The following is a 23,517-nucleotide window of genomic DNA, read 5'->3' on the forward strand; positions in this document are numbered from 1 at the left end:
TTGATGTGTTATTGATAGATATTAAACATCATACAATGGCAGAGTATTTTATTTTACTGGTATATTTGGGTAATAAGTGTTTCTTCTTATTCAGCAATAACTGTCTACTCTAGTTTAGCAGTCACAATAGATCAGTCTCATTACATCTAAATGTTATCTTTTGTTTGAAACACTTTTATTTAACACTTAATTTTGTCTATGAAAACTTCCAGATTCTTTATTTTGCAATAGACAATGTAGCTTATAACTCAATTTTTCTATATATAGATGACAGTGGGAGGAATAATATGAATAGCAGGGAAGATATTTTAAGTGCTTGGATTACGATAGAGCAACTATCCGAAGGTTCTATTAATAAAAAAGATATACAGCTGAAGCCTTTACATACAAATGAAGAGGACTGGAATAAGTTTTTTTCAGAATTTTTAACAGAACAAAAAGAAAAACAAAATGTATCAGATAAGTTCTTTAAGAAGTCGGGCTTGGTATTATATTTTGATATTTTCAATTTTGAAGAAGTTGTTGATATATTGAGGAAGAAATACAAGATTGATAAAACTTACGAAGAAGTTAGTAACTCTAACAAATTCACCTTCTCTCTATATTTGGATAACCAATTAAATTTTATAGCAGACAAATTTTTCTTTACGATGAGTGGTTATATCCATCAACATGGTGAATTACCAAAAGATTTTTTAAAAGTTGAAAACTCATTTAGAGAAGATTTGAACAGGAAATTTGATGAGGATTTCAATACTACAATTTCTGAACTTTTACAAAAGTATAATTTTTCGGAAGAATACTTTCGTTATAAATTTTTAAAAAATTTGGATAATGGAGATATTAATCTACATTCATTCTTTATTGAAGATTTGAATAAAGCAAAGAAAATCACAAATAAAAATTTAAATCGATATTTTAATGGTTTTGCTGGTGACAGGGCAAATCTAGATAGCAAAAAAGAGTCCATTCATTTTAACTCAGATATTTTCGAGTCACATATTTTACAACCGAAATATTATCCATTGGGGCGCTTCCCAAGTAATCCTGATTTTGCGCTTTCATTCATGCAACAGGTTGCGGTAAATCTAGCTCTAAATGATGAAAATGATATTCGTAGTATCAACGGGCCTCCAGGAACAGGGAAAACAACACTGTTAAAAGATATTTTTGCTGATTTAGTCGTACAACAGGCAGTGGAAATTTCACAGCTCTCTAATAAAAGTATTCAAGGTAGTCTGGTTTATTGGCGAAATGCTAAACTTGGTGTTTTACCGCATTCCATTTCAGATAAGAACATTATTGTTGCTAGTTCAAACAATGGCGCAGTCCAAAACATTGTTAAGGAATTACCAAAAAATGAAGAGATTGCGGACGATTTTAAAAAGCAGCTAGCGGAAGCGAATTATTTTAAAGATGTTTCTAATTCTAAATTAACCAGTGAAGGTTCTGGAAAGAATCGCGAGATAAAAAGTGAGCTTTTAAATGAGGAAAATTGGGGCACATTCTCGTTAGAAGGCGGAGCATCAACAAACATTAACAAGCTACTTTTAAACATTAAAGTAATTGAAAAAGATTTAGAAGAAAATTATCAAGCGAATACTGGTGTAAGTGTATATCGAGAATTCTCACGTCTCTATGATGAATTAAAAATTGAAAGAGAAAAAATGCAAGAGTACAGCGAGAAACTGTATGCTCTTCAAAAATTAAAAACCAAGCATAAAGAGCAGTCCATTACTTTTGAACAAAACGAAAAGAAGAAACAAACAAATATGATTTCACAGGAAAAAGAAGCGAAGCGTGAACTAGAAAGGCTGAGGCATGAAAGTATAGATCTACAAAAATGTTTATCAAATGCTTTTATTGAAATGGAAAACTTAACTAATGTACAAGCTCAAGCTGAAAGGAATTATGATGTAGTTACTTCACAAAAGCCAAGTTTCTTATGGTTTCATAAAATATTTAATAAATCAAAAGTTGAGCAGTATTTTAAAAATCTCAATAATACGAATGCGGATTTAAATAATCTTTCTCAACAAAAAACAAAATTGTTGAATGATCGCATACAATTCGAAAATGGGTTAAAGGAAAATGCTACAAAAATTGAGTATACCCAAAAACAAATTCAAGACATAAAAACTGACTTCAATCGTTGGATGACTGCTCAACAAGATGATTTTAAAAAAATGGAGCAAGAAATTGCGTTATTTGAAAAACTCAAATCTGAAAGTGGCATAAAGGAACTGGATTTTTCACTATCGTATGAGGAACTTCAAAAGTCTAGTCCGTGGTTTACAAAGCAGTTCCATATTTTACAATCAGAGTTATTTATTTCAGCCTTAAAGGTTAGAAAGCAATTCCTGTATGAAAATAAAAAGAGTCTGAAGGCGGCATGGAATATTTGGGATAAACAGTCTGAATACATTGGGAAAGAGAATGGATATCAGTTAATTGCGGAAGCATGGCAATGGTTGAATTTTACTATCCCTGTTGTCAGCACTACTTTTGCTAGTTTTGGTAGAATGTTTAAGAATCTTAATGAGAATTCAATAGGTAATCTATTCATAGATGAGGCTGGTCAAGCACTACCACAAGCTAGTGTTGGTGCAATTTTAAGAAGTAAAAAAGTTATGGTTGTTGGGGATCCATCACAAATAAAACCAGTAGTGACGTTAGATTCGAATGTTCTGACCTTGATTGGAAGATATTACGAAGTTGACGAAAAATTTGTCTCTGCTGATGCTTCTACTCAAACAGTTGTGGATGCAACAAGTCAGTATGGTTTTCAAAAAAATGATGATGAATGGATTGGCATACCACTTTGGGTACACAGACGTTCGGACTATCCGATGTTTACAATTTCAAATGAAATATCGTATGATGGATTGATGGTACAAGGTAAATCAGAAGATGAGTCACAAGGAAAATCATTATGGCACGATATAATTGGAAAAGCAAATGACAAATTTGTTAAGGAACAAGCTGAGTTATTAAAAAGTCTGATTGATAAACGTTTGCAGGAAGAGCCAGTTTTAAAGGACGAAATCTATGTTATATCTCCATTTAGAAATGTGGCTTATAAACTTGCAAAAGTTTTGGACGGAATTGACTTCACAAAACGAGAAAATGGGAAACCAACAAATATAGGAACCGTCCATACTTTTCAAGGAAAAGAAGCGAAAATTGTCTATTTTGTTCTTGGAGCGGACTCTAATAGCAGTGGGGCAGCAAGGTGGGCTGTTTCTGATCCAAATATGATGAATGTTGCAGTTACACGAGCTAAAGAGGAGTTTTATGTTATTGGCGATAAGAAATTATATGCATCACTTGGCAGTGAAGTGGCGAATAAAACGATTTCTATTATTGATGACTACAATGGGTAATCAAATGAATAGATAATGTATTGATTTTGCAAATCAACTATGGAATAGAATTAGATTTTATATTAAACATATCGAGTTAGCTAAGGTAGTTTGTTTCCAAATTAAATAGAAAATTATAATGAAGTAATGCTGTATTAGAGCTAATTAAATAATAAAATCGAGCCCCTTAGTACTCTTAAACAAGTTTGAAGGGGTTTGTTTTATTCAGAAATATAAAATCACAATAATAGGAATGTAGATTGGAAAATGAGACAATTTGGATATCTCAAAAAACAATAGCGGAATTGTTGTACCAAAGAGGAGTAAATACAATTAATGAGTATATAAAAAAATATATGTAGGAATCAGAGACTGTAATAAAAACCATACAAAAGAAGGTGTCTGCTATCAACAAATTTATGTCTCATAAATGTCACGTTCGGGAAATAATATAATATAAATTCGTTACATTTATGTTGATTTGATGCTATAATAAATTTATCTGGAGGGATGTAAGGTGAATAAGATATATGAAGTCATTTTAAAAGAATATGGATTTGATGAGCCTGTATTTACGAAAGATTTAAAAAATCATTTAAATATCTCAGACGAAGCCTTACGTCAAAACGTAAAAAGACTTTCTGATAAAGGTGATTTAATTAAAGTTAGAAATGGTATTTACTATGTACCAAGAGCAGGTAGTGTATTTAAAAACCCACGTGTAAACATAGATAAGGTGATAAGAAGAAGATATATTAAACCAATTAATAAAAATGTAATTGGTTATATTAGTGGCACTAATTTTGCGAATCAGCTTGGTCTAACCTTGCAAACAGCTAGCGTGACAACCATTGTAACGAATGAAACAGGTAGACCTGAACACAAAGTAACATTTGGGAAAAAAGAAGTGAAACTAAAGAAGCCAAGAATAAAAATTAATGATCAGAATTATAAGCTGTTACAAATATTAGATTTATTGAGTGAGTACGATCGAGTAAGTGAAATTCCATTAAAAAATTCAATTGGCTTTATAAAAAAGTACCTCCAAGGATCTACAGTCACGATAAGTGAACTAAATCAGTATATAAAAAAATATCCAAGAAAAGCATTGGAAAATTCAATAGAAATGGAGCTTTACAATGAATTTGCACGAAAATAAAGAAGTGTTTCAAGAAGTTGTTGAAGCTGCATCGGATGAGTTTAACTTACAACCTTTTCAAGTGGAAAAGGATTATTATGTTTCGCTCTTGTTGAAAAATCTACAAGAGGTCGTGCCCAATCTAGTATTTAAAGGGGGGACTTCTCTTTCTAAGTGTTATGATGTCATCCATCGTTTTTCTGAAGATATTGATTTATCGATAAACTTTGATGGAGGTAAGTTAACAAGTGGTCCGTTGAAAAAACAACAGAAATCATTGATTCAATCCATCACAGAAACAATAGATAAACTAGACTTCACTTTACTAAATGACGAGAAGGAGGATCCAATACGTTCAAAAAGACACTTTAATAAGTATAGAGTAGGATACAATCGAACGTATAAGGATGAAACCGACTTTCAAATGCTGGATCATATTCTTATTGAAACCAGCCTAGGATTTAAACCTTTTCCATGCGAAATAAGGGTCGTTAGTAACTACATAACCAGATTATTAGAAACGGAAAATTTAATATATTTGATTGAAGAGTATAATATGGCCCCTTTTTCTATGAATATTCAATCAATAGGACATTTTTGGACAAGTTATTTGCTATATGTGACTATCATCATGACAGGGACTATACGCGGAAATCCAGACATATTTATGACATTCACATGATTTATGAAAGCGGTTTAATAGATGCAGTGAATTTAACCTCTCTTATGATCCAAATAATAGAAACACGACGAATGGGCAAGAAAACATATTCCAGTGTGACCGGGTTTTAGACCATTAGATATGATGCAAGAAATAATTAATGAAGCTGTTTTCAAAAAAGATTATGAGACTAACACAAGAGAATTTTTATCAAGGAATGTTGATTACGAGATAGCTATTAACTCTTTACAAGAGATTATTACTAGCGGTTGGCTACCGGTTGAGATTCCAGAAGATCCAGCTAGTCTTATCAGTTTGAAATAAGTTAATATTTCCATCTTATCCTTGGTATGAAACATTACAAGCTCGAAATAATTATCGCTATCGGTTACAGGGTTCGTTCTCACCGAGGTACACAATTCCGTCAATGGGCTACTAAACGTTTAAATGAATATCTGGTTAAAGGTTTTGCAATGGATGATGATCGTCTGAAAGATATGCGTAATTTTGGGCAAGATTATCTTGATGAACTACTTGAACGAATTCGTGATATTCGCGCTTCAGAGAAAAGATTCTATCAAAAGATTACAGACATTTATGCAACATCAGTTGACTACCATCCCAAAGCATAAATCACACAAGAATTCTTCGCAACTGTTCAAAATAAACTACACTTTGCAATTCATGGTCAAACAGCGGCTGAACTTATAGTAGACAGAGTAAAGGTAGAGAAGGAAAATATGGGCCTTACCTTATTGAAAGGCGATGATGTTCGGAAGAGGGATGTAACAGTTACTAAAAATTACTTAATTGAAAAGGAACTTAAATCACTCAATCGTATTGTAACAATGTACTTAGATTATGCTTTAAGATCAAGCGGAAAGACAACAGCCAATGCATATGAACGATTGGATTGATAAACTTAATGCCTTTCTTCAGTTTAATGATCGTGAAATTCTTGAAAATACAGGGAAAATTTCGAAGTCTGTAGCCGATAAGTTAGCCATTCAAGCGTATAAAAAATTTAACCAACATCGTTTAAATCAAGATACTCATGATGATTTTGAGCAGTTTATCGAGAACAAGAACTTAAAGAAATAAATCCTCAGTTCTACACCACATGTTATCCGGGAAATTTGCTTAGTTAGTGACGAAACGCGAATATGAATAAATTGAAAGGGGAATAAACATTTAATGAAACAAATATATGCCTTTGAAAGCAAGGAGGATTTCGATAAATATAAAGGTGTAATTGATAGGTTTTTAGAAAGATTAGCAGAATACCAACTTGAATTAGAAGAAAAATTTGCTTTAAAAGATTTACCAAAGGGAATTGTATGGACCACAGAGGAATTGGCGACAAATGTTTTCTCTGATATACCAATCCCTGCATTTACGAACAAAGATATTATATATATTTCTCCTGATATTTCGGCCTGGAGGGATTTATTCGTTCAACAATTAGAGGATCGTAAAAAACCTAGAATTAAAAAGTATTATGAAAGTCTATCTGAGAATCATTTATTTACAATATTGGGACACGAGCTAACCCATCATTCAGATTTATTTGTAGATGATTTTGATGAAGAAAGAGAAGATGGTATTTGGTTTGAAGAAGGAATGTGTGAATATTTACCTAGGAAGGTTATTCTAGATCAAGTTGAATTTAACGAAATTACCAATGTAGAATTAGAGTTGGTAAGAATGTTTAAGGAGAAGTATGGAAATCATTCTTTGGATGCATTCGGTATTGCCAGTTATCAGGGTAGTTTAACTAGTATCATGTTTGACTATTGGCGTAGTTTTCTTGCTGTGAAATTCTTAGTAGAAGAAAGGTCTAATAATGACATTCAACAAGTTTTTAAAGAATATCACAATTGGCATAATGAAGGCAGAAAATAGTCACTAATGGAATACTTTAAAATTCAAACATTATTTGATTAGTAGTAGAAATTATGGAGGATTTGTTATTTGAAATATACACGCTTTTCACTAAAAGAAACGGAGCAATAAGTTAATAAATTTTTTTAAGTTGAAATAGCACCATTCTAGAATGGTGCTATTTTTGATTAGAGAGTCAAACTTGTGAACCTAACAGTCCTTTTCTTAAGGTGGAGCCTGTTATCATATTTTTTTGGTGTTTTAGTTTTGTAATAAAAACTACTCAAGTATCTGATTGTGCAGCCAAGGTCATTTTTTTATTTTCTCTTGCGCTGGTATTTCTTGTTAAAGATAAGACGGCGCATGCCAAGGATATGATGACAAGGATGCCACCGAACCAAGCTGTGTGCGTGACAGTTCCGGTTTGATTTAACACGATACCACCGAATGCTGATCCAAGAGAAATCCCTATTTGCAATGCTGAGTTATTAAAGCTTTGCTGAATATCAGATGTGACAGGATCTGTTTGAATCAAATAGCTTTGTTGTGGTGGAGCAAGACTCCAGCTTAATGCAGCCCAGACCATCATAATCGGTAGGAATACAATAAGTGAAAAAGTTGTAAATGGTAATATAAATAGTACAACGGCAAATGAAATAATTACTACAATGATGCTTTTCCCGGCTCCAATCAAATCTGAAAGAATTCCTCCGAATGCGCCGCCACTCACCGCTGCAATTCCAAATAATAGATAACATATGCTTATCCAACTGGAGTTCAGATGAAGTTCCGTTTCTAAAAATGGAGTGAAGTACGCATAAAGCGTATAATGCCCTGCTAGCATAAACATGGTTGCAAGGTGTGCACTACCAATTTTTATACTACTCACTGCCTTTAATTGTTTTGAAAGTGGAATTGAAATTTCCCCAGGAATCCTCTCCAAAAAGATAGAAATAAGCACAAAAGAACCGATAGATAAAATAGCAATCCCTAGAAAAATAATGCGCCAGCCAAATCTGTCAGAAATCAGAATTCCCAGTGGCACTCCCATGACAAGTGACGAACTAATGCCCATATAAATCAGACCCAGAGCCTTTGCACGATGTGCTGGTGCAACAACTTTTGATGCTATGGTTAAGGATAGTACAACGATAAGTGCTGTACTCATTGCGGTTAAGACCCTTGCAATCATCATAAAGGTAAAATTCGGACTGAAATATGTCATGATATTACCAATAAAGAAAATAGATAAGAATATCAGATATAACTTTTTCCGCTCCATTTTGCTAGTGATGACTAGTAACACTGGACCGAAAATAGCATAAATAAGTGCGAAAATTGTTATTAGTTGTCCAGCAGAACTTAGTGAGATGTTTAAATCGTTTGCGATAGTTGGAAGGATGCCGCCAATGACTAATTCAACCATTCCAACTGCTATAGTTGATAATGCTAGGATAAAGACTTTTAAATTCATATTCTGTTTTACGTCCTTTCAAATGAAAAAATAATAAAGATATTTTTAGAAAACAAAAAAATCCTGATTACAAAAAATGAATAATTCATTTTCTGTAATCAGGATTTTAAGGTTCCTGGTAGAGACCCTCATCCATATTCTGAGGTTATACAGGTAGATTAACTTATAAACGAGTACTTTGAATAGTTTACTAGGTATCACCTAACTTTTCAAGTATTAATTTTTAGCTTTGATACTACCATTAGAATAAGGGTTGTAGTTGGTGGAAAGCCCCATGTCATTCTAATTGGATTAGATGGGGTCTTGTTTCGCAATCGGGCCAGATTGTTGTTTGTGAATCTATTTATAGCTAACCATGTCTTCAAATCAATAAAAACAAACAAAGGGAGATACAGCATCTCCCCTTGATCATCAAAAATCAGCTTTTACTGCTTTATTAATAACGAGATAGGCAATCAAAAATCCAACGATGCCTAATGAAATCGGGATAGCAATAAACGAAAAAAGGTTACTATTGTTTGTCGAGGAAAAGATGACCGCAATAATCAGAATTGAGGATGTAATCGTTGCTGGAACAGAGTATTTTCTCATTCCGAAAAATAACGGTATTAAAGACATTCCAGCAGAACTGATTGCAATCAAAATCGTGCGTAAAGCTTTTTCAGTCAACATATCTTGTGTGATGGGTCCACTGATGTAGTGAAAAGTTGAATTTAATAAGGTAAAACTACCAAATACAATAATGTTCGAGAGAATGACAAAGACGAAGGTTACCATACTTATGATAAGAACTTTTGCTATTAATAGTTTTTTGCGATCAATCGGATACATAAACAAGACAGAGATTGTTTTGTCCCTAAATTCTTCTATAATCATATGAGAGAGAAGGACGGAGGCATAAATAACAAAAGCAGCCACGATAAATATTTCTATTAACATAAATACACTTTCATAGCTCGTTAAAAATTCTGCAGTAGCCTCTTCATCTAATCCGAACAATAAAAACAAACCGATAATTCCAGCATTAATATACAGGAATGTTAGTATCATACTTCCACTATTCATCTTACGCATTTCTAACTTTATCAGGCTACGCATTTTTATTGCCTCCTTCAATTAACTGTAAAAAATAATCCTCTAGCGATTTACTTTTTTTAGTAATCGATCCAACTTCAATCTGGTTTATAACCATCGCATGAATAATGTCATTTTGCGAAATGTTACTATCATAGATATGAATCAAACCATCGTGTTCTTTTATTCTAAAATTAGCGATATTTAACTCACTTTCTAGAACAAATGCAGCTTTTGCTTGCTCTTTCACAATTAACTCGACATGCTCTACATGTTTACTTCGTATCAGATCCATTGAGGACTCTTCTAGCAATTTCCCTTCTCGTATTACACCAATCGTATCTGCAATCTGCTCGATCTCACCGAGAATGTGGCTGGATATCAATAAAGTCATGCCGTATTGTCTGCTAAGGTTTAAAAACAAGTCACGTAATTCGCGAATTCCTAAGGGATCTAGTCCGTTTAAAGGCTCATCTAGTATTAGTAGATCTGGTTTCGTGATAACCGCTCTTGCAATGGCTAACCTTTGCTTCATTCCAAGCGAGAATTCCTTGACGGTTTTATTTTCAATGTTAACTAAATTAACTAGCTTTAGTGCTTCAGAAATAGCGCCTTTATTGTAATAGCCCATGTATTCGCAATGGAGCTCAAGGTTCTTTCTGGCGGATAGCTTTTCATAAAAAACAGGATATTCAATGATACTACCGATTCTTTTTAACACCTCAAAGGAAGATGGAGTTAACTTTTCATCTAAGACTTCAATGTCTCCACCAGTTGGTGTTACAAGGTTCGTTATCATCTTCATGAGAGTCGTTTTCCCTGAACCGTTAGGACCCAGAAATCCATAAATCTCCCCTTTTTTCACCTGCATATTTACTTCTGATACTACCTCTTTTCCTTTGTAAGCTTTTGTTAAGTTGTGTGTCCGAATAATATAGGTCATTTTCTTGCCTCCCTTTCGATCTAACTTAACTATAGCAAAGGAAAATGTCTTTTTTCTTACCAATTCCTTAAGTAAATCTTACGTTTTCAATAATTAAGCTTTTTTGAATGACAGGACAAAAGTTGTTCGAGTAGTAGGACTACTAGAAAATGCAAGCTTTCCTTGCATCTGTTCTGTAAGTCGTTTGCTAATCGTTAAGCCTAAGCCACTTCCTTGTGTAAATTCACTCTTCGAATCTTTAACTGTATAGAGGCGCTCAAAAATGCGGTCCTGATCAGAATGTAAGATGCCCTTTCCTTTATCTGTCACTTCAATCGTTACAAGTTCGTTATCATCATATAACTTTAAACTGACGAAATTGCCGTCTTGTCCGTAACGAATCGCATTTGACAATAAGTTATTTAAGATACGAATCAAGGCATCTTCATCACCATAAAGATAGAGGGGTTCTTTGGGAATATCTATTTCCACGTCAAAACCTTTGTGGATTAACGTATCATGATATCCAACTATAACTTTTCGACACACTTCATTGATATGGATGCGTTTGGAGTCTAGTTGCCAGTCACCGGACTCAAGCTTTGCCAAATCAAAGAATTTATTAATAAGACTTGCTACATCGATGACTTTTACAGATACCTTGGCTAACAAAGCATTACGCTCTTCGGATGTATAATCCTTGTCGTATTGCAGGTTTTCTAAATAGCCTAAAACCACTGTTAAAGGTGTTTTTAGGTCATGTGAAACATTGGTTAGCATACGGTTCATAGACATGCGCATACGAGTATTATCAGCTATGTATTCTTGATGATAATCAAGTAATTGATTGACTTCAACTAACAGTTTGCGTAACGCTTTGTGCTCAGTCATTAATAAAATACGGTCTGATGAATCGTTGGAGATGAGATGATTGACCTTTTTGGATATGTAGCGCAGATTGCTGTCTAACCTTCTCTTGGAAAGATAGTTTTGAAAGAGTAATAGAAGCAGAATAAGTATAATAATTGATAAGATAATGATCATTTGCTTAGCTCCATTTTATAGCCAATCCCCCAAATGGTTTTTATATACGTTGGTTTGGAAGGGTCATCTTCAATTTTACTCCTCAGTCTTCTAATATGAACATTTATGACGTTTTCGTCCCCATAATAGACATCTTTCCAAACGCTTTCAAAAAGTTGACCTTTGGTAAATACCTGGTTGGGATGTGTTGCAAGTAAACGTAATATTTGAAATTCTTTTGCTGTTAAGTTGATTTCTTTTCCGTTTTTTAAGACTGTAAAATTATCCAAATCAATGATAAGATTCATTATCTCTACTTTGGTTCCCTGATTAGCGGAGGGGCTATGTGTATACTGGTTTGATCGTCGTAATGCGGCATTTATTCTTGCGGTCATTTCAATTAAGGAAAATGGTTTCCCAATATAGTCATCTGCTCCAAAACCAAGTCCTAGTGCCTTGTCAACATCACTATCTTTTGCGGACATGATTAAAATTGGTAGTAAACTTTCTTCACGGATTTCTTTTACAATATCGATCCCATTCTTAGATGGGAGCATTAAATCAATCAGTATTAAATCAATTTTTTCCTGAGAAAAAAGTGTTATTGCTTCATCTCCATCAAATGCAGAGACAACCCTGTATCCCTCTTTCTTAAGATGATTAGCAACCATTTCATGAATCTGTTGATCATCTTCTACTACTAAAATCAATTCGTTCAATTTGCTTCATCCTTTCCTTGAAAAAGCGATATCATTGTCAAATAACAATTCATTTCCTATATTTGCTACTATTTTCTATTATAGCAGTGAATTTGAGGTGTAGAATGAAACTTTTGAATAATACAAAAAAGAAAGAATGAAATTGGTTTAGGATAGTCGAACAATTAATGAAATGTTAAGATAGCTGTAGCTAACGGTAGCTTTTTGATAGAAAAGAGGGTGTTTTATGGAGATACTAGCATTTATAATAATTATTTTAATCGCTTCCGTACTTCAAACGAGTACAGGATTCGGATTCTCAATTTTGGCTACTCCATTTCTTTTTTTATTATTTGAACCAATTGAGGCAATTCAAATTAACTTAATATTGTCTTTAGTTATTTCTAGTGCATTAATAATAAAAATTAGAAAAGATATTGATTTTGGCATCCTTCGAAGATTTGTGGTAGGAAGTGTTATGGGTCTGCCTGTTGGAATTATGATCTTCTTGTTAGTTGATATAGATAGATTAAAGTTGGGCGTGAGCCTTATTATCTTAGTGTTAACAATAATGCTCATTCTTACGTTTCGAATTAACCAAAATAAGAAGAGAGATTTAATTGTTGGTGGACTATCAGGTTTATTCACAACAAGTATCGGTATGCCAGGACCACCATTATTATTATATTTTTCAGGTACAGATACTAAAAAGGAGAAATTAAGAGGAACTACACTAGCCTTTTATTTATTTGTATATTTTATTAGTTTAGTCATTCAAGTGATTTTTGCTGGAACAAATAAGATAATCTGGGTATCAAGTTTATGGGCCTTACCTTTAGTTTTTGTAGGATTGTATTTGGGACAACTATTATTTAAAAGGATTAACCAAAGTGTTTTCCGTATATTTACATATATAATCTTATTATTTACAGGGATTTACTTACTAATAGAAAGTTTGGGGTTATTATAATCAATTAGGTAGCAATATAAAATAAAAAAGCACATTTCTTAGAAAGAAAGTGCTCTTTTTGAGTATATACTATTTACTGAGAATTTCACTTACTCATCTGAAGTACCCAGGGTCATTCCACCGTCTACTACAATTTCTGTACCCGTACAATACGAGCTTTCATCAGATGCAAGGAAGGCTACAGCTCGAGCAATTTCAATTGGTTGTCCAATACGCCCTAAAGGTACGGAATCGTAATAAGCTGGAACACCTTCTCCTTGTGTAGCCATTGTTGTTTCGATGCCACCTGGATGAACCATATTTACTCTAATTCCTTTTGGTCCTAATTCAATAGCTGCAGCTTTAGACATTGCAACAACAGATGCTTTTGTCGCAGCGTAAACAGAGGATTGGCTAATTGGAGCAAAAGCAGAAATCGATACATTATTTACAATGGATCCTTTTTGCTGCTTTTCCATTTGTGGAATAACTGCTTGCATCCCCATAAAAACACCAAGTTGATTAGTATTAATTAGCTGTTGATAATCATCTAGGGTTGTTTCTGTAAATGGTTTGCGTTTTATTACTCCAGCATTATTCACTAATGCGTCAAGCTTGCCATATTTATTTATGACCTCATCTACCGCTGATTTCCATTCTAATTCTTTTGTTACATCTAATTGAATTGGAATAGCATGATTCTCACCAATCATCTCGGCTACTTCTTTAGCCTCATTATAGTTACGAGCCCCAATCGCTACTATAGCCCCCAATGTGGCAAGATGCTGAGCAATAGCTCTTCCCTGTCCTCGATTAGCGCCAGTGACAAGAATGACCTGGTTGTTTAAACGTGACATATAATCACTCCCTTTTTAATCATTATAAAAGGTTAATTTCACCTTAATAATCAACGTTAAGTAAAGCATAATTACTACCTAAGCATTAAATGTTAGTATAAGTGTAATCGTTCCGGTTGATTCTATCAATCCTTCATCTCAACTGTTGCCTTTGGTAGATCTTGAATACTTATAAATGAACCGGAATTGGACATTTTATATACAACACGTGCAATTTTAACGGTATTCTGTTTAAATAAATGCAGAAATGTATCTAATTTTTTTTGCTGGTCGTGATAAAACGTGTATAATAATGAATAGTAAAAGAAAGAAAAGGGGTAATCAATGTGGTCCAATCAATTAATACAAAAGTTGATTTAGTTATTAAAGCAACCTCACATATAAGAGTTTCCGATTATGGTGAAATCATGATTGGAGATAAAGGGTTTGAATTTTTCAATAAGCGAGATGCGCGTAAGTTTATTCAAATTCCTTGGGAAGAAGTTGATTATGTAGTGGCTTCCGTCATGTTCAAAGGAAAATGGATTCCACGTTACGCTATCAAAACGAAGAGCAGTGGAACGTATACATTTTCTTCTAAAGATCCAAAAAAAGTTTTCCGAGCAATTCGTGAATATGTTGATCCGAATCGTATGGTCCAATCATTAGGTTTCTTTGGTGTAATTAAACGAACTTTTAAGAGAAAATCTAAAAAGTAAGATAGAAACAAATTTGTCTTTATTGTTTGGACAAACTGTTACACAGTTAATATATATTCTTTTTTACACAAAAATTTACAGTATACTATCTATTTCTTTCAAAAGAGTGTTCACTTGTTAAAAAAATAAAAAACTTTCTCTTGATAGGCAAAAAGTGGTGTGTTATAATCATCTTGTAAACTCTTAAAGTAACTCATATGCTATTTATTTGTACTACAAAATAGTAGCTAGATAAAATTATATAGTTATCGCAATTATTTTTTGCGTGTTACTGATTCGATCAGGCATGAGTAAAAAGTATTGATTAAAGCGAAGAATTTAGGGAATTTGTATACCTATGCCTTCATTTAATATACTTTTTACTTTTTTTTATTTCTTTTTAGTTGTGTCGGAAATGTAATCGATTGCAACATTCTAAAAATTACTACTTTAGGAGTTTACTAGTTATAAGTTTGAACAATAAATAAGAGGAGGTAAAAAGATGGTAGGAATTGTAATTGCCAGTCATGGTGAATTTGCTGATGGTATCTTGCAATCTGGAGCGATGATCTTCGGAGAACAAGAAAATGTAAAAGCTGTTACATTGATGCCTAGTGAAGGACCTGATGATATAAAGGCAAAAATGCAAAAAGCAATCGCCTCTTTCGACAACCAAGATGAAGTGTTATTCTTAGTTGATCTTTGGGGTGGAACTCCTTTCAACCAAGCCAACAGCTTAATGGAAGAACACAAAGACAGGTGGGCCATTGTTGCCGGGGTGAACTTAGCAATGGTGATCGAATCTTACGCATCACGCTTATCTATGAACACAGCACATGAAGTTGCGGCACATATTTTAAGTACAGCTAAAGAGGCGGTTAGAGTACAACCTGAAGAATTAGAGCCAGCAGCTTCTACTGAAACTGCTACCGGACCATCAGATACTGGTGCTCCTGGTAAATTTGAATACGTGTTAGCGCGTATTGATTCTCGTTTGCTTCATGGACAGGTGGCGACTGCGTGGACAAGAAATACATTGCCTACACGTATTATCGTTGTATCTGATACAGTGGCTCAGGATGAACTTCGCAAGAAATTAATTCAACAGGCTGCTCCTTCAGGGGTAAAAGCTCACGTTGTTCCTATTGCGAAAATGATCGAGCTTGCAAAAGATGATCAACATTTTGGTGGACAACGAGCATTGCTTCTTTTCGAGAACCCACAAGATGTACTTAGAGCAGTTGAAGGTGGCGTTCCATTAGATACGATTAACGTTGGCTCTATGTCACACTCAATTGGTAAAGTTCAACCGAATAAGGTATTAGCTTTTAGTCAAGAAGATGTCGATACTTTTGCTAAATTAAAAGAATTTGGTGTGAAATTCGATGTGCGTAAAGTACCAAATGATTCGCAAGCAAGGATGGACGACATTCTTAAAAGAGCTCAAGCAGAGTTAAACAAAGAGAAACAATCTTAATTATTAGACAAAAAAGGAGGATAAATAATCATGGATTTGACGATGATTCAAATAATATTAGTTGTTATCATAGCATTTATTGCTGGTATTGAAGGAATATTGGATGAGTTCCACTTCCACCAACCAATCATTGCTTGTACATTAATCGGCTTAGCGACAGGAACCTTAGTCCCATGCCTTATCTTAGGTGGTACGTTACAATTGATTGCTTTAGGTTGGGCAAATATTGGAGCGGCTGTGGCACCTGATGCTGCGTTGGCATCCGTTGCGTCTGCAATTATCCTAGTTTTAAGTGGTCGGGGTGAAGCGGGTGTTGATTCAGCAATTGCGATTGCAATTCCACTTGCAGTTGCAGGTTTACTATTAACAATTTTTGTTCGTACAATTGCAACAGCATTGGTGCATTTCATGGATGCGGCAGCAAAAGAAGGAAATTTCAGAAAAATAGAATTTTGGCATATGGTTGCTATTGCACTACAAGGGTTACGTATTGCAATCCCAGCGGCATTAATCATTGCGATTGGTGCAGAGCCTGTTAGAAATTTGCTTGAAGCGATGCCAGATTGGTTAACAGGCGGTATGGCAGTAGGTGGAGGAATGGTCGTAGCAGTTGGTTTTGCTATGGTTATCAACATGATGGCAACAAAAGAAGTATGGCCGTTCTTTGCAATTGGTTTCGTATTAGCCACAGTTTCTTCTATTACACTAGTGGGACTTGGTGGTATCGGTGTAGCACTTGCACTTATTTATATAACACTTTCGAAACAAGGTGGATCAGGTAATGGTGGAAACGGAAACACTGGTGATCCGCTAGGCAATATTATTGAAGACTATTAAAAAGGAGGAGGACATAAATTGGCACAAGAAATGAAATTAACTAAAAGAGATCGCATCGCTATTTGGTGGCGTTCAACTTTCATTCAAGGTTCTTGGAACTATGAACGTATGCAAAACGGTGGTTGGGCATTTGCAATGATTCCTGCAATCAAACGGTTATATCAAACAAAAGAAGATCGTTCTGCTGCACTAGAACGTCATTTAGAGTTTTTTAATACACATCCATATGTAGCATCACCTATTCTTGGTGTGACTTTAGCACTTGAAGAAGAACGTTCAAATGGTGCGCCAGTTGACGACAAAGCAATCCAAGGGGTTAAAGTTGGTATGATGGGTCCATTGGCTGGTATTGGAGATCCAGTTTTCTGGTTCACAATTAAACCAATTATCGGTGCATTAGCGGCTTCTCTAGCGCTGACTGGTAATATACTTGGCCCAATTCTTTACTTCGTTTTATGGAATCTTCTTCGCATGGGATTCATGTGGTATACACAAGAACTTGGTTACAAAGCCGGTTCCAAAATTACGGAAGATCTATCTGGTGGAATACTTCAGGATATAACCAAAGGCGCCTCGATACTGGGTATGTTCATTCTAGGTTCCTTAGTTAACCGCTGGGTAGCTGTATCATTTGCACCAACTGTATCCGAAGTTCCATTGGATGAAGGTGCCTATATTGATTGGGATAACTTACCTTCTGGTGCAGAAGGAATTAGAACTGCACTGGAACAACAAGCTGCTGGTATGTCGTTAAGTCCAAATAACGTAACGACTTTACAAGATAACTTAGACAGTCTAATTCCAGGTTTATCTGGTTTATTGCTTACCATTCTTTGCATGTGGTTACTTAGAAAGAAAATTTCTCCAATTACAATGATTCTTGGATTGTTCGTTGTTGGTATTATTTTCCACGTAATTGGCTTAATGTAATACGGTAGACACTTACTTAGTTGTATTCAATGAATAAGTGTTAGCTATATAAATTGAGAAGTACCTCCTAACATGATAAATTAGTCATTAGGAGGTGCTTTTTTATATGGCTGAATGGAAGGAAATATTGAAGACCTTTCAGTTAGGGTAAAAGCAGATTTTAAGTTTTAACAGTATTAATTACATATATCAGGAGGTCACCATGCTAACAATCGGTTATATTGGAAATGGGAAAAGCACGAACAGATATCATTTACCGTTCGTACTGCAACGAGACAATATTAATGTGAAAACAATTTATCGAAGAAACCCTGCACATGATGATTGGGACAAAATTGCAGGCGTAAATTATACTTCTGACTTAGATGAGTTATTAAATGACAAGGACATTCAACTCATTGTAGTTTGCACCAGACATGACAGCCATTATGAATATGCAAAACAAGTATTAGAGCATAATAAAAACTGTTTGGTTGAAAAGCCATTTATGGAAACTTCAGAACAGGCAAAAGAAATATTTGCATTGGCAAAAGAGAAAGAATTAATTGTTCAATCCTATCAAAATAGACGTTTTGATAGTGATTTTCTAACTGTTCAAAAAGTCATTGAAGAAGGAAAATTAGGGGAATTGCTCGAAGTAGAAATGCATTATGACTATTATCGCCCACATGTACCAGAGTCTGTTCATTCGTTTATTCCGGCTTTTTCATTTTTATATGAACATGGCTGTCACACACTAGATCAAGTCATTAGCTATTTTGGTAAGCCGGATTCTACACATTATGATGTAAGACAACTATTAGGACCTGGAAGAATGAATGACTATTTTGATCTGGATTTATATTATGGCAGGTTAAAAGTATCAGTTAAATCAAGTTATTTTAGAATGAAACAAAGACCTAGCTTCGTCGTTTACGGCACTAAGGGTTGTTTTGTGAAAGAGACGAAAGATCGCCAAGAAGAACATTTAAAGCTATTTTACATGCCGGATAACAAGGATTTTGGCGTTGATACACTAGAATATTATGGTGTACTAACATATATCGATGAAGAAGGTACGACCCACGAAGAAAAAGTGAAATCGGTAAATGGTGATTATGGGAAAGTATATGATGATTTATATGAAGCCATCATAAATGGTGAAGATAAAGTCATTACAGATGAACAAACACTTCTACAATTGGAATTATTAGAAACGGGAGTTAAAAATTTAAAGTAAAAGCATAGATCTTAAGGCGTATGAAACCAATCGTATCTTTTAAAAGGCTTACTAATATAGTAAGTCTTTTTATCTTCGTAATATCGCTTGACCTTAAAGTAACTTTAAGATGTAAGATAGAATTTAGGGGGGATGAAATGAGTGGTTTTATGAGAATACAAGATATATCTGAAAGAACTGGGATTTCTAAAAGTGCAATAAGGTATTATGAATCGAAAAATCTACTAAGGTCAGTAGAAAGAAACAGCAGTGGGTATCGGATGTATTCTGAAGGTCAAGTTGCAAAAATAAAGTTAATTTCAAGTTTACGATTAGCAGATATACCTATTAAAGACATTGAGGCATATTTAAAGGAAAACGATACAAAATCAAAAAAAAGAATGATGGATGAGTGGATCCAAATTATACGTGGAAGACTTGATAGATTGAATGTAAGTTTACATTATTTAGATAGTAATTGTGAAAGTGAACAAATTTATCTGATAGAAAAGAGCGAGGAGACTATTATTTGGTTTTTGGCTGAATCTAACATTGGACAATTCAAAGAACATGTTAGAAAAAGGATGAAAGAACTTAAGAAATTAAATATTCCAATAAAAAGCTGTTATTTAAACTATCTATCTGGAAAAGATTTAATTAAAGCAAAGATTGGATTTTGTGTACCAGTTGATACACATGCAAATAAGCTTTCTGAAATTCACTCAATTGAGCATACTGCATCTTGTATTTGTATAGCACTGGCTTTTAAAAGTCCAATTTCAAAAATTCAAGATGGTTATCAGAAATTAATGCGTTATGCAATTGAAAATAAATGGGCTCCTACAGGTTCGATACTAGAATGTTACCGTGGCGAGGATTTTTCAGATCTTGACTTATTAATGCCTGTCACTCAGATTGGAAAAAGGGAGGACGAGTAAATGCTTGGGAATGAAGAGTTAGTTCTAAGACTAGTAGAATTAAAAGGGGACTATAACCAATTTGGTATAGAGCAAGGAAAAGAATTAATCGCATTACCGAATTGGGATCACCTGAGGAAATTAACGATTAATGAAAATGAGGAAGATGTAAAGGAATTAATCAAAGGTATTTCACCGAATCTTTATCAAGAACTGAAAGGCTTGGCAGAAGGTTTAGACTTGGATTTAGATGCGACTATTAAACACTTTAGTGGATATGATGTGAGATTTCCTAAGATGGGTTGTACTACTTTAATAAACGATGGATATTATGCTCGGAATTACGATTTCAGTCCAGAACTATACGATGCAAGACTTGTAATTACGAATCCTACAAATGGCTATGCTAGTGTAGGTTTTAGTCACCAAGTAATTGGTAGACTTGATGGAATGAATGAAAAAGGGCTTGTAGTAGGGTTGCATTTTGTAAATAACGAACACAGTGAGAAAGGTTTTGTTGCTACGACTATTGTTAGAATGCTATTAGAACAATGCGCAAACATTGAAGATACAGTAAGTTTTATCAAGACTATTCCGCATGGTTATTGCTACAACTATTCCATTACAGATCAAAGTGGAAAAAGTATAATAATAGAAGCATCCCCAGATCAACAGGTCATAAATTTCTCTAATCCTCGAATATGCACAAATCACTTTGAATCGGATATATTGAGAATGAAAAATAGTGTTGATATACAAGGCTCATTAAAACGTAAGGAATATGTAAGTTGCTTATTGCGAGAGAGTCTGTCGCCTATAGCTGCTTATCATCATTTTAATGATGAAACTTCACCATTATTTTCAAAATACTATAAAGAGTACTTTGGTACATTGCATACAGTTGTCTATTCACCCGATAATTTGAGCATTATTGTTGGTGTTGGTGGAAATTGTAAACCATTGTTATTTTCTTTAAAGGAATTTATGGATGGGATATCAACTCTTCCTAAAAGTATGGAAGGAACAATTAATCAAGTAATGTAAAATAAGAGCCCTATAAAACATCTAAAAGGATTACGTAGAGGAGAATTAGTGTATAGCTCTCTTCTAAAAACAATTTATTTAGTTATATTTCAATGATTGATGTAGGTAAAATAATGAAGCGAAAGTTGATACAACGCCTCCTAATACTATCGTAAAATTTGTTCCAAATTCATTAGCTAATAGACCAGCTATAAACGCTGCTAAAGGCATAAGAATCCATGCCATAAATCGACTCGTAGCTTGGACACGTCCTAATAAATGATCGGGAGTTAGTGTCTGTCTTATTGTAACAATACAAGGGTTCATCAATGAGGCAGCAAAAGTGCCTAAAGCATTGAATACAATTAGCAGAAAATAGCTAGATGCTACGCCAAATAAAATAATCGAAAACCCACCGATAAAAGAAGCAAAAAATAAGATGCGCCTGTATGTGAAACGTTCACTTAATAAATTAGTAACTAATGCACCGGTTATCGCTCCGATTCCTCCAATCGATATGAGTATACCAGTCTGTTCTACTGTTAAATTAATTGTATCAGTTAAATGAAATACCATCATGGTTAAAAATAAGGTTGTACCAAAGATTGAAATTAGCATTGCTAGATTTGTATAAAGTATTGGCTTTGTTTGAATAACAAATTGGAAACCTTCTTTAATATCTAGCCAGAATGAACTTTTCTTATCATGCTTTTGAGGCTCTTGTTTTAAATTGATACTTAGAATCGCAAAAAATGCTACAAGAAAACTAAAGCTATTTATTAAAAGCGCATACCCGGGGTTGTAAAAACTAATAATCAATCCACCTAGACCTGGCGCAACTAATACAGCAGTATTAAATAAACCTGTATTTATAGAATTGATAGCTTGCAGGTCCTCTTTACGTACTAACCTTGGGATGGAAGCAAATTGAGCAATATTATATACTTGACTTAGTATCCCAATAAGAAAAGCCGCGCTATTTAAGAACCAAATTTCTAATAAGTCGAAAATAAATAGTACCCCAATTAAACCAACAATTATACATCTTGCCAGATCACATAGTAATAACAAATGTTTTCTATTATAACGATCTGCTAATATCCCGGTAAGTGGTTGAAATAAAATTGGTAAACGCTCAAGTGCCGCTACCAACCCCATGCTCAATGGAGAACCTGTTATAGCCAAAACCATAAGAGGAATAGCGATCAAATAAATTTGGTCACCACAAAAAGATATGACATTTCCACCAATAAAACGAAAAGCAGAGTGATTTTTCTTAAATTCAGATACTTCGTTAACACTTCTTTTTAATGATTCTGCCATCTCTTGTTCCCCTTATCTTGGATTTAGATATTGTTCCATCTCTTTTGGTAATGATTTTAGTGCATTTTGCTTCAAACAATACACTCCATTCACTATCTCTACTAATCTAGCTGACCTAAGGATTTTGAGATGATGATGAACCGTAGATTTTGCTATGTCTAGTTCATTTGTGATGTCTTGTAATGTTAAGGTATTTTCATATAATAGTTTGATCATACGGAGTCTAACCTCATCACCTAGAGCTTTATATCTCAGAACTAGAAAGTTATTAGGGATATGCGGTTTATTAGGAAATATACTTTCATTTGCTATCGGATAGTAGAAAACTTTTGTTCCTTCTATATCTGCTTCAATATTCCAAGGTCGATAAACATATTGTGGAATTAGCAAGACTCTACCGATACTTGGCTCTGGTAAATAGATAATCCCACCAGTTGCCCATTCTACCAACGCTTCAGGAGACATCCGCTTAGACATGTGAATTTTTGATTCTAAATCCGTTTTTAGATAGGTAGTAACCTCTTCTGGTTTTTCATTTTTAATAACCTGTTCGAACCAGCCTTTCATAACAGCAATGAGATGCTCCTTTAAATAAGCAGCATTTACATCGCAAATAAATTCGATATAAGTAGGAAAAAAAGGGTTGTCTTTTGTTAACGTCATTAATTCGGTTGCTGCGACGTGTTGTCCGATTGCCGCCCTTAGCCTTATTTCGTCATATTTCTGGCCGATGAAAGGTAGACAAATATACTTTAAATCTGTTTCAGATAGCTCTGAAATGTATGAAATGAAATGCTTGATTTCAGTAAATTCTTCTTGGTGAAGCAGCTGTAATAAAGACTTCCAAGTGTTTTTCTCTTCCACGGTGGCTAGGTGATCTAATAAGTCATCCGAGATAGAGCTTTTTACTTGTTTCCAATATTCTTGAGGCCTTTCTAAAGTCTTAATTAAAGGACTGTTTGTCACAGCAGCAATCCCTAATGCACATTCCCAAAGTAACGAATATTCGAGTTGAACTTCATAGGTCTCTCTTTTTCTACTTGTGGTATTTAAAATATCCATTAAAGCACCTCTTTTTCTAATATAATTTAATTCT

The 23,517-nt window shown here is 34.2% G+C and carries 23 protein-coding genes, 1 pseudogene and 1 riboswitch; of the genes and pseudogenes, 16 read left to right on the top strand and 8 right to left on the bottom strand.

Annotated elements, in window-relative coordinates:
• The first annotated feature begins 287 nt into the window (after positions 1 to 287).
• The 8 genes and pseudogenes from D2K62_RS04670 to D2K62_RS04700 all read left to right on the top strand — a co-directional run bounded on the left by D2K62_RS04670 (position 288) and on the right by D2K62_RS04700 (position 7,063).
• A complete protein-coding gene (locus D2K62_RS04670) occupies positions 288 to 3,383 on the top strand; it encodes an AAA domain-containing protein (protein ID WP_198671272.1) in 3,096 nt (1,031 codons plus the stop codon).
• A 496-nt stretch (positions 3,384 to 3,879) separates the two neighbouring features.
• Entirely contained in the window at positions 3,880 to 4,521 is a 642-nt protein-coding gene (locus D2K62_RS04675) for a type IV toxin-antitoxin system AbiEi family antitoxin domain-containing protein (RefSeq protein ID WP_117161001.1), read from the top strand.
• On the top strand, positions 4,502 to 5,182 hold the full coding sequence (locus D2K62_RS04680) for a nucleotidyl transferase AbiEii/AbiGii toxin family protein (protein WP_117161002.1): 681 nt from the start codon (positions 4,502 to 4,504) through the stop codon (positions 5,180 to 5,182). Before D2K62_RS04675 ends, D2K62_RS04680 begins: the two co-directional genes overlap by 20 nt.
• On the top strand, positions 5,098 to 5,292 hold the full coding sequence (locus tag D2K62_RS19395) for a nucleotidyl transferase AbiEii/AbiGii toxin family protein (protein ID WP_157967843.1): 195 nt from the start codon (positions 5,098 to 5,100) through the stop codon (positions 5,290 to 5,292). Before D2K62_RS04680 ends, D2K62_RS19395 begins: the two co-directional genes overlap by 85 nt.
• 10 nt (positions 5,293 to 5,302) lie before the next feature.
• The gene (locus D2K62_RS04690; RefSeq protein ID WP_117161004.1) at positions 5,303 to 5,485 is read left to right on the top strand and encodes a hypothetical protein; all 183 of its coding nucleotides are present in this window, start codon (positions 5,303 to 5,305) and stop codon (positions 5,483 to 5,485) included.
• Positions 5,486 to 5,511: 26 nt separating this feature from the next.
• A pseudogene (rhuM, locus tag D2K62_RS04695) lies at positions 5,512 to 6,078 on the top strand (RhuM family protein).
• The gene (gene rhuM / locus D2K62_RS19255; RefSeq protein ID WP_255421353.1) at positions 6,056 to 6,262 is read left to right on the top strand and encodes a RhuM family protein; all 207 of its coding nucleotides are present in this window, start codon (positions 6,056 to 6,058) and stop codon (positions 6,260 to 6,262) included. The pseudogene rhuM (D2K62_RS04695) and the gene rhuM (D2K62_RS19255) overlap by 23 nt, the downstream one beginning before the upstream one ends.
• 93 nt (positions 6,263 to 6,355) lie before the next feature.
• Positions 6,356 to 7,063, top strand: a complete 708-nt coding sequence (locus D2K62_RS04700) for a hypothetical protein (RefSeq protein WP_117161005.1) — start codon at positions 6,356 to 6,358, stop codon at positions 7,061 to 7,063.
• Between the two features lie 262 nt (positions 7,064 to 7,325).
• Here D2K62_RS04700 and D2K62_RS04705 read toward each other — a convergent pair whose 3' ends face one another.
• The 5 genes from D2K62_RS04705 to D2K62_RS04725 all read right to left on the bottom strand — a co-directional run bounded on the left by D2K62_RS04705 (position 7,326) and on the right by D2K62_RS04725 (position 12,254).
• Positions 7,326 to 8,516 carry an MFS transporter gene (locus D2K62_RS04705; protein WP_117161006.1) on the bottom strand — a complete coding sequence of 397 codons (1,191 nt, stop codon included), beginning with the start codon at positions 8,514 to 8,516 and terminating at the stop codon, positions 7,326 to 7,328.
• 75 nt (positions 8,517 to 8,591) lie between these two features.
• A riboswitch (purine riboswitch) is annotated at positions 8,592 to 8,689 on the bottom strand.
• A gap of 238 nt (positions 8,690 to 8,927) precedes the next feature.
• Positions 8,928 to 9,614: an ABC transporter permease gene (locus tag D2K62_RS04710; RefSeq protein WP_112182527.1), complete on the bottom strand. Its 687-nt coding sequence runs from the start codon at positions 9,612 to 9,614 to the stop codon at positions 8,928 to 8,930.
• Complete coding sequence (locus D2K62_RS04715) at positions 9,607 to 10,533, bottom strand: ABC transporter ATP-binding protein (protein ID WP_117161007.1); 927 nt, start codon at positions 10,531 to 10,533, stop codon at positions 9,607 to 9,609. Before D2K62_RS04715 ends, D2K62_RS04710 begins: the two co-directional genes overlap by 8 nt.
• A 93-nt stretch (positions 10,534 to 10,626) precedes the next feature.
• Entirely contained in the window at positions 10,627 to 11,556 is a 930-nt protein-coding gene (locus tag D2K62_RS04720) for a sensor histidine kinase (protein ID WP_117161008.1), read from the bottom strand.
• Positions 11,553 to 12,254, bottom strand: coding sequence for a response regulator transcription factor (locus tag D2K62_RS04725; RefSeq protein WP_117161009.1), 702 nt, complete (start codon positions 12,252 to 12,254; stop codon positions 11,553 to 11,555). The genes D2K62_RS04720 and D2K62_RS04725 overlap by 4 nt, the downstream gene beginning before the upstream one ends.
• 226 nt (positions 12,255 to 12,480) lie before the next feature.
• Here D2K62_RS04725 and D2K62_RS04730 point away from each other — a divergent pair, with 226 nt between their 5' ends.
• The gene (locus tag D2K62_RS04730; protein ID WP_117161010.1) at positions 12,481 to 13,203 is read left to right on the top strand and encodes a sulfite exporter TauE/SafE family protein; all 723 of its coding nucleotides are present in this window, start codon (positions 12,481 to 12,483) and stop codon (positions 13,201 to 13,203) included.
• An 89-nt stretch (positions 13,204 to 13,292) separates the two neighbouring features.
• Here D2K62_RS04730 and D2K62_RS04735 read toward each other — a convergent pair whose 3' ends face one another.
• Complete coding sequence (locus D2K62_RS04735) at positions 13,293 to 14,039, bottom strand: SDR family NAD(P)-dependent oxidoreductase (protein WP_117161011.1); 747 nt, start codon at positions 14,037 to 14,039, stop codon at positions 13,293 to 13,295.
• 326 nt (positions 14,040 to 14,365) lie between these two features.
• Between D2K62_RS04735 and D2K62_RS04740 the strand changes: the two genes are divergently transcribed.
• The 7 genes from D2K62_RS04740 (at position 14,366) to D2K62_RS04770 (ending at position 21,119) form a co-directional block, all read left to right on the top strand.
• The gene (locus D2K62_RS04740; RefSeq protein WP_112182521.1) at positions 14,366 to 14,737 is read left to right on the top strand and encodes a DUF956 family protein; all 372 of its coding nucleotides are present in this window, start codon (positions 14,366 to 14,368) and stop codon (positions 14,735 to 14,737) included.
• A gap of 481 nt (positions 14,738 to 15,218) precedes the next feature.
• Complete coding sequence (locus tag D2K62_RS04745; protein WP_112182520.1) at positions 15,219 to 16,193, top strand: mannose/fructose/sorbose PTS transporter subunit IIA; 975 nt, start codon at positions 15,219 to 15,221, stop codon at positions 16,191 to 16,193.
• A 30-nt stretch (positions 16,194 to 16,223) separates the two neighbouring features.
• Entirely contained in the window at positions 16,224 to 17,030 is an 807-nt protein-coding gene (locus D2K62_RS04750) for a PTS mannose/fructose/sorbose transporter subunit IIC (protein WP_112182519.1), read from the top strand.
• Positions 17,031 to 17,060: 30 nt separating this feature from the next.
• Positions 17,061 to 17,960, top strand: coding sequence for a PTS system mannose/fructose/sorbose family transporter subunit IID (locus D2K62_RS04755; protein ID WP_369974632.1), 900 nt, complete (start codon positions 17,061 to 17,063; stop codon positions 17,958 to 17,960).
• Between the two features lie 202 nt (positions 17,961 to 18,162).
• Complete coding sequence (locus D2K62_RS04760; protein ID WP_117161012.1) at positions 18,163 to 19,179, top strand: oxidoreductase; 1,017 nt, start codon at positions 18,163 to 18,165, stop codon at positions 19,177 to 19,179.
• 137 nt (positions 19,180 to 19,316) lie between these two features.
• Complete coding sequence (locus tag D2K62_RS04765) at positions 19,317 to 20,096, top strand: MerR family transcriptional regulator (protein WP_117161013.1); 780 nt, start codon at positions 19,317 to 19,319, stop codon at positions 20,094 to 20,096.
• Complete coding sequence (locus tag D2K62_RS04770; protein WP_112182515.1) at positions 20,097 to 21,119, top strand: C45 family autoproteolytic acyltransferase/hydrolase; 1,023 nt, start codon at positions 20,097 to 20,099, stop codon at positions 21,117 to 21,119.
• 78 nt (positions 21,120 to 21,197) lie between these two features.
• On the opposite strand, the gene D2K62_RS04775 is transcribed toward D2K62_RS04770, so the two are convergent.
• Both D2K62_RS04775 and D2K62_RS04780 read right to left on the bottom strand, forming a co-directional pair.
• On the bottom strand, positions 21,198 to 22,421 hold the full coding sequence (locus tag D2K62_RS04775; protein ID WP_112182514.1) for an MFS transporter: 1,224 nt from the start codon (positions 22,419 to 22,421) through the stop codon (positions 21,198 to 21,200).
• A gap of 12 nt (positions 22,422 to 22,433) precedes the next feature.
• Positions 22,434 to 23,483 carry an ArsR/SmtB family transcription factor gene (locus D2K62_RS04780; protein WP_117161014.1) on the bottom strand — a complete coding sequence of 350 codons (1,050 nt, stop codon included), beginning with the start codon at positions 23,481 to 23,483 and terminating at the stop codon, positions 22,434 to 22,436.
• Between the last annotated feature and the right edge of the window lie 34 nt (positions 23,484 to 23,517).

It is taken from the genome of Paraliobacillus sp. X-1268 (assembly GCF_003426095.1).
Lineage (GTDB): Bacteria > Bacillota > Bacilli > Bacillales > Amphibacillaceae > Paraliobacillus_A > Paraliobacillus_A zengyii.

Coding starts and splice junctions, on each gene's coding strand:
- D2K62_RS04680 (WP_117161002.1), top strand. CDS start 4,502: ATGAATTTGCACGAAAATAAAGAAGTGTTTCAAGAAGTTGTTGAAGCT.
- D2K62_RS04690 (WP_117161004.1), top strand. CDS start 5,303: ATGATGCAAGAAATAATTAATGAAGCTGTTTTCAAAAAAGATTATGAG.
- D2K62_RS04755 (WP_369974632.1), top strand. CDS start 17,061: ATGAAATTAACTAAAAGAGATCGCATCGCTATTTGGTGGCGTTCAACT.
- D2K62_RS04770 (WP_112182515.1), top strand. CDS start 20,097: ATGCTTGGGAATGAAGAGTTAGTTCTAAGACTAGTAGAATTAAAAGGG.
- D2K62_RS04760 (WP_117161012.1), top strand. CDS start 18,163: ATGCTAACAATCGGTTATATTGGAAATGGGAAAAGCACGAACAGATAT.
- D2K62_RS04730 (WP_117161010.1), top strand. CDS start 12,481: ATGGAGATACTAGCATTTATAATAATTATTTTAATCGCTTCCGTACTT.
- D2K62_RS04745 (WP_112182520.1), top strand. CDS start 15,219: ATGGTAGGAATTGTAATTGCCAGTCATGGTGAATTTGCTGATGGTATC.
- D2K62_RS04700 (WP_117161005.1), top strand. CDS start 6,356: ATGAAACAAATATATGCCTTTGAAAGCAAGGAGGATTTCGATAAATAT.
- D2K62_RS04715 (WP_117161007.1), bottom strand. CDS start 10,533: ATGACCTATATTATTCGGACACACAACTTAACAAAAGCTTACAAAGGA.
- D2K62_RS04735 (WP_117161011.1), bottom strand. CDS start 14,039: ATGTCACGTTTAAACAACCAGGTCATTCTTGTCACTGGCGCTAATCGA.
- D2K62_RS04765 (WP_117161013.1), top strand. CDS start 19,317: ATGAGTGGTTTTATGAGAATACAAGATATATCTGAAAGAACTGGGATT.
- D2K62_RS04670 (WP_198671272.1), top strand. CDS start 288: ATGAATAGCAGGGAAGATATTTTAAGTGCTTGGATTACGATAGAGCAA.
- D2K62_RS04720 (WP_117161008.1), bottom strand. CDS start 11,556: ATGATCATTATCTTATCAATTATTATACTTATTCTGCTTCTATTACTC.
- D2K62_RS04780 (WP_117161014.1), bottom strand. CDS start 23,483: ATGGATATTTTAAATACCACAAGTAGAAAAAGAGAGACCTATGAAGTT.
- rhuM (WP_255421353.1), top strand. CDS start 6,056: ATGCATATGAACGATTGGATTGATAAACTTAATGCCTTTCTTCAGTTT.
- D2K62_RS04705 (WP_117161006.1), bottom strand. CDS start 8,516: ATGAATTTAAAAGTCTTTATCCTAGCATTATCAACTATAGCAGTTGGA.
- D2K62_RS04710 (WP_112182527.1), bottom strand. CDS start 9,614: ATGCGTAGCCTGATAAAGTTAGAAATGCGTAAGATGAATAGTGGAAGT.
- D2K62_RS04750 (WP_112182519.1), top strand. CDS start 16,224: ATGGATTTGACGATGATTCAAATAATATTAGTTGTTATCATAGCATTT.
- D2K62_RS04775 (WP_112182514.1), bottom strand. CDS start 22,421: ATGGCAGAATCATTAAAAAGAAGTGTTAACGAAGTATCTGAATTTAAG.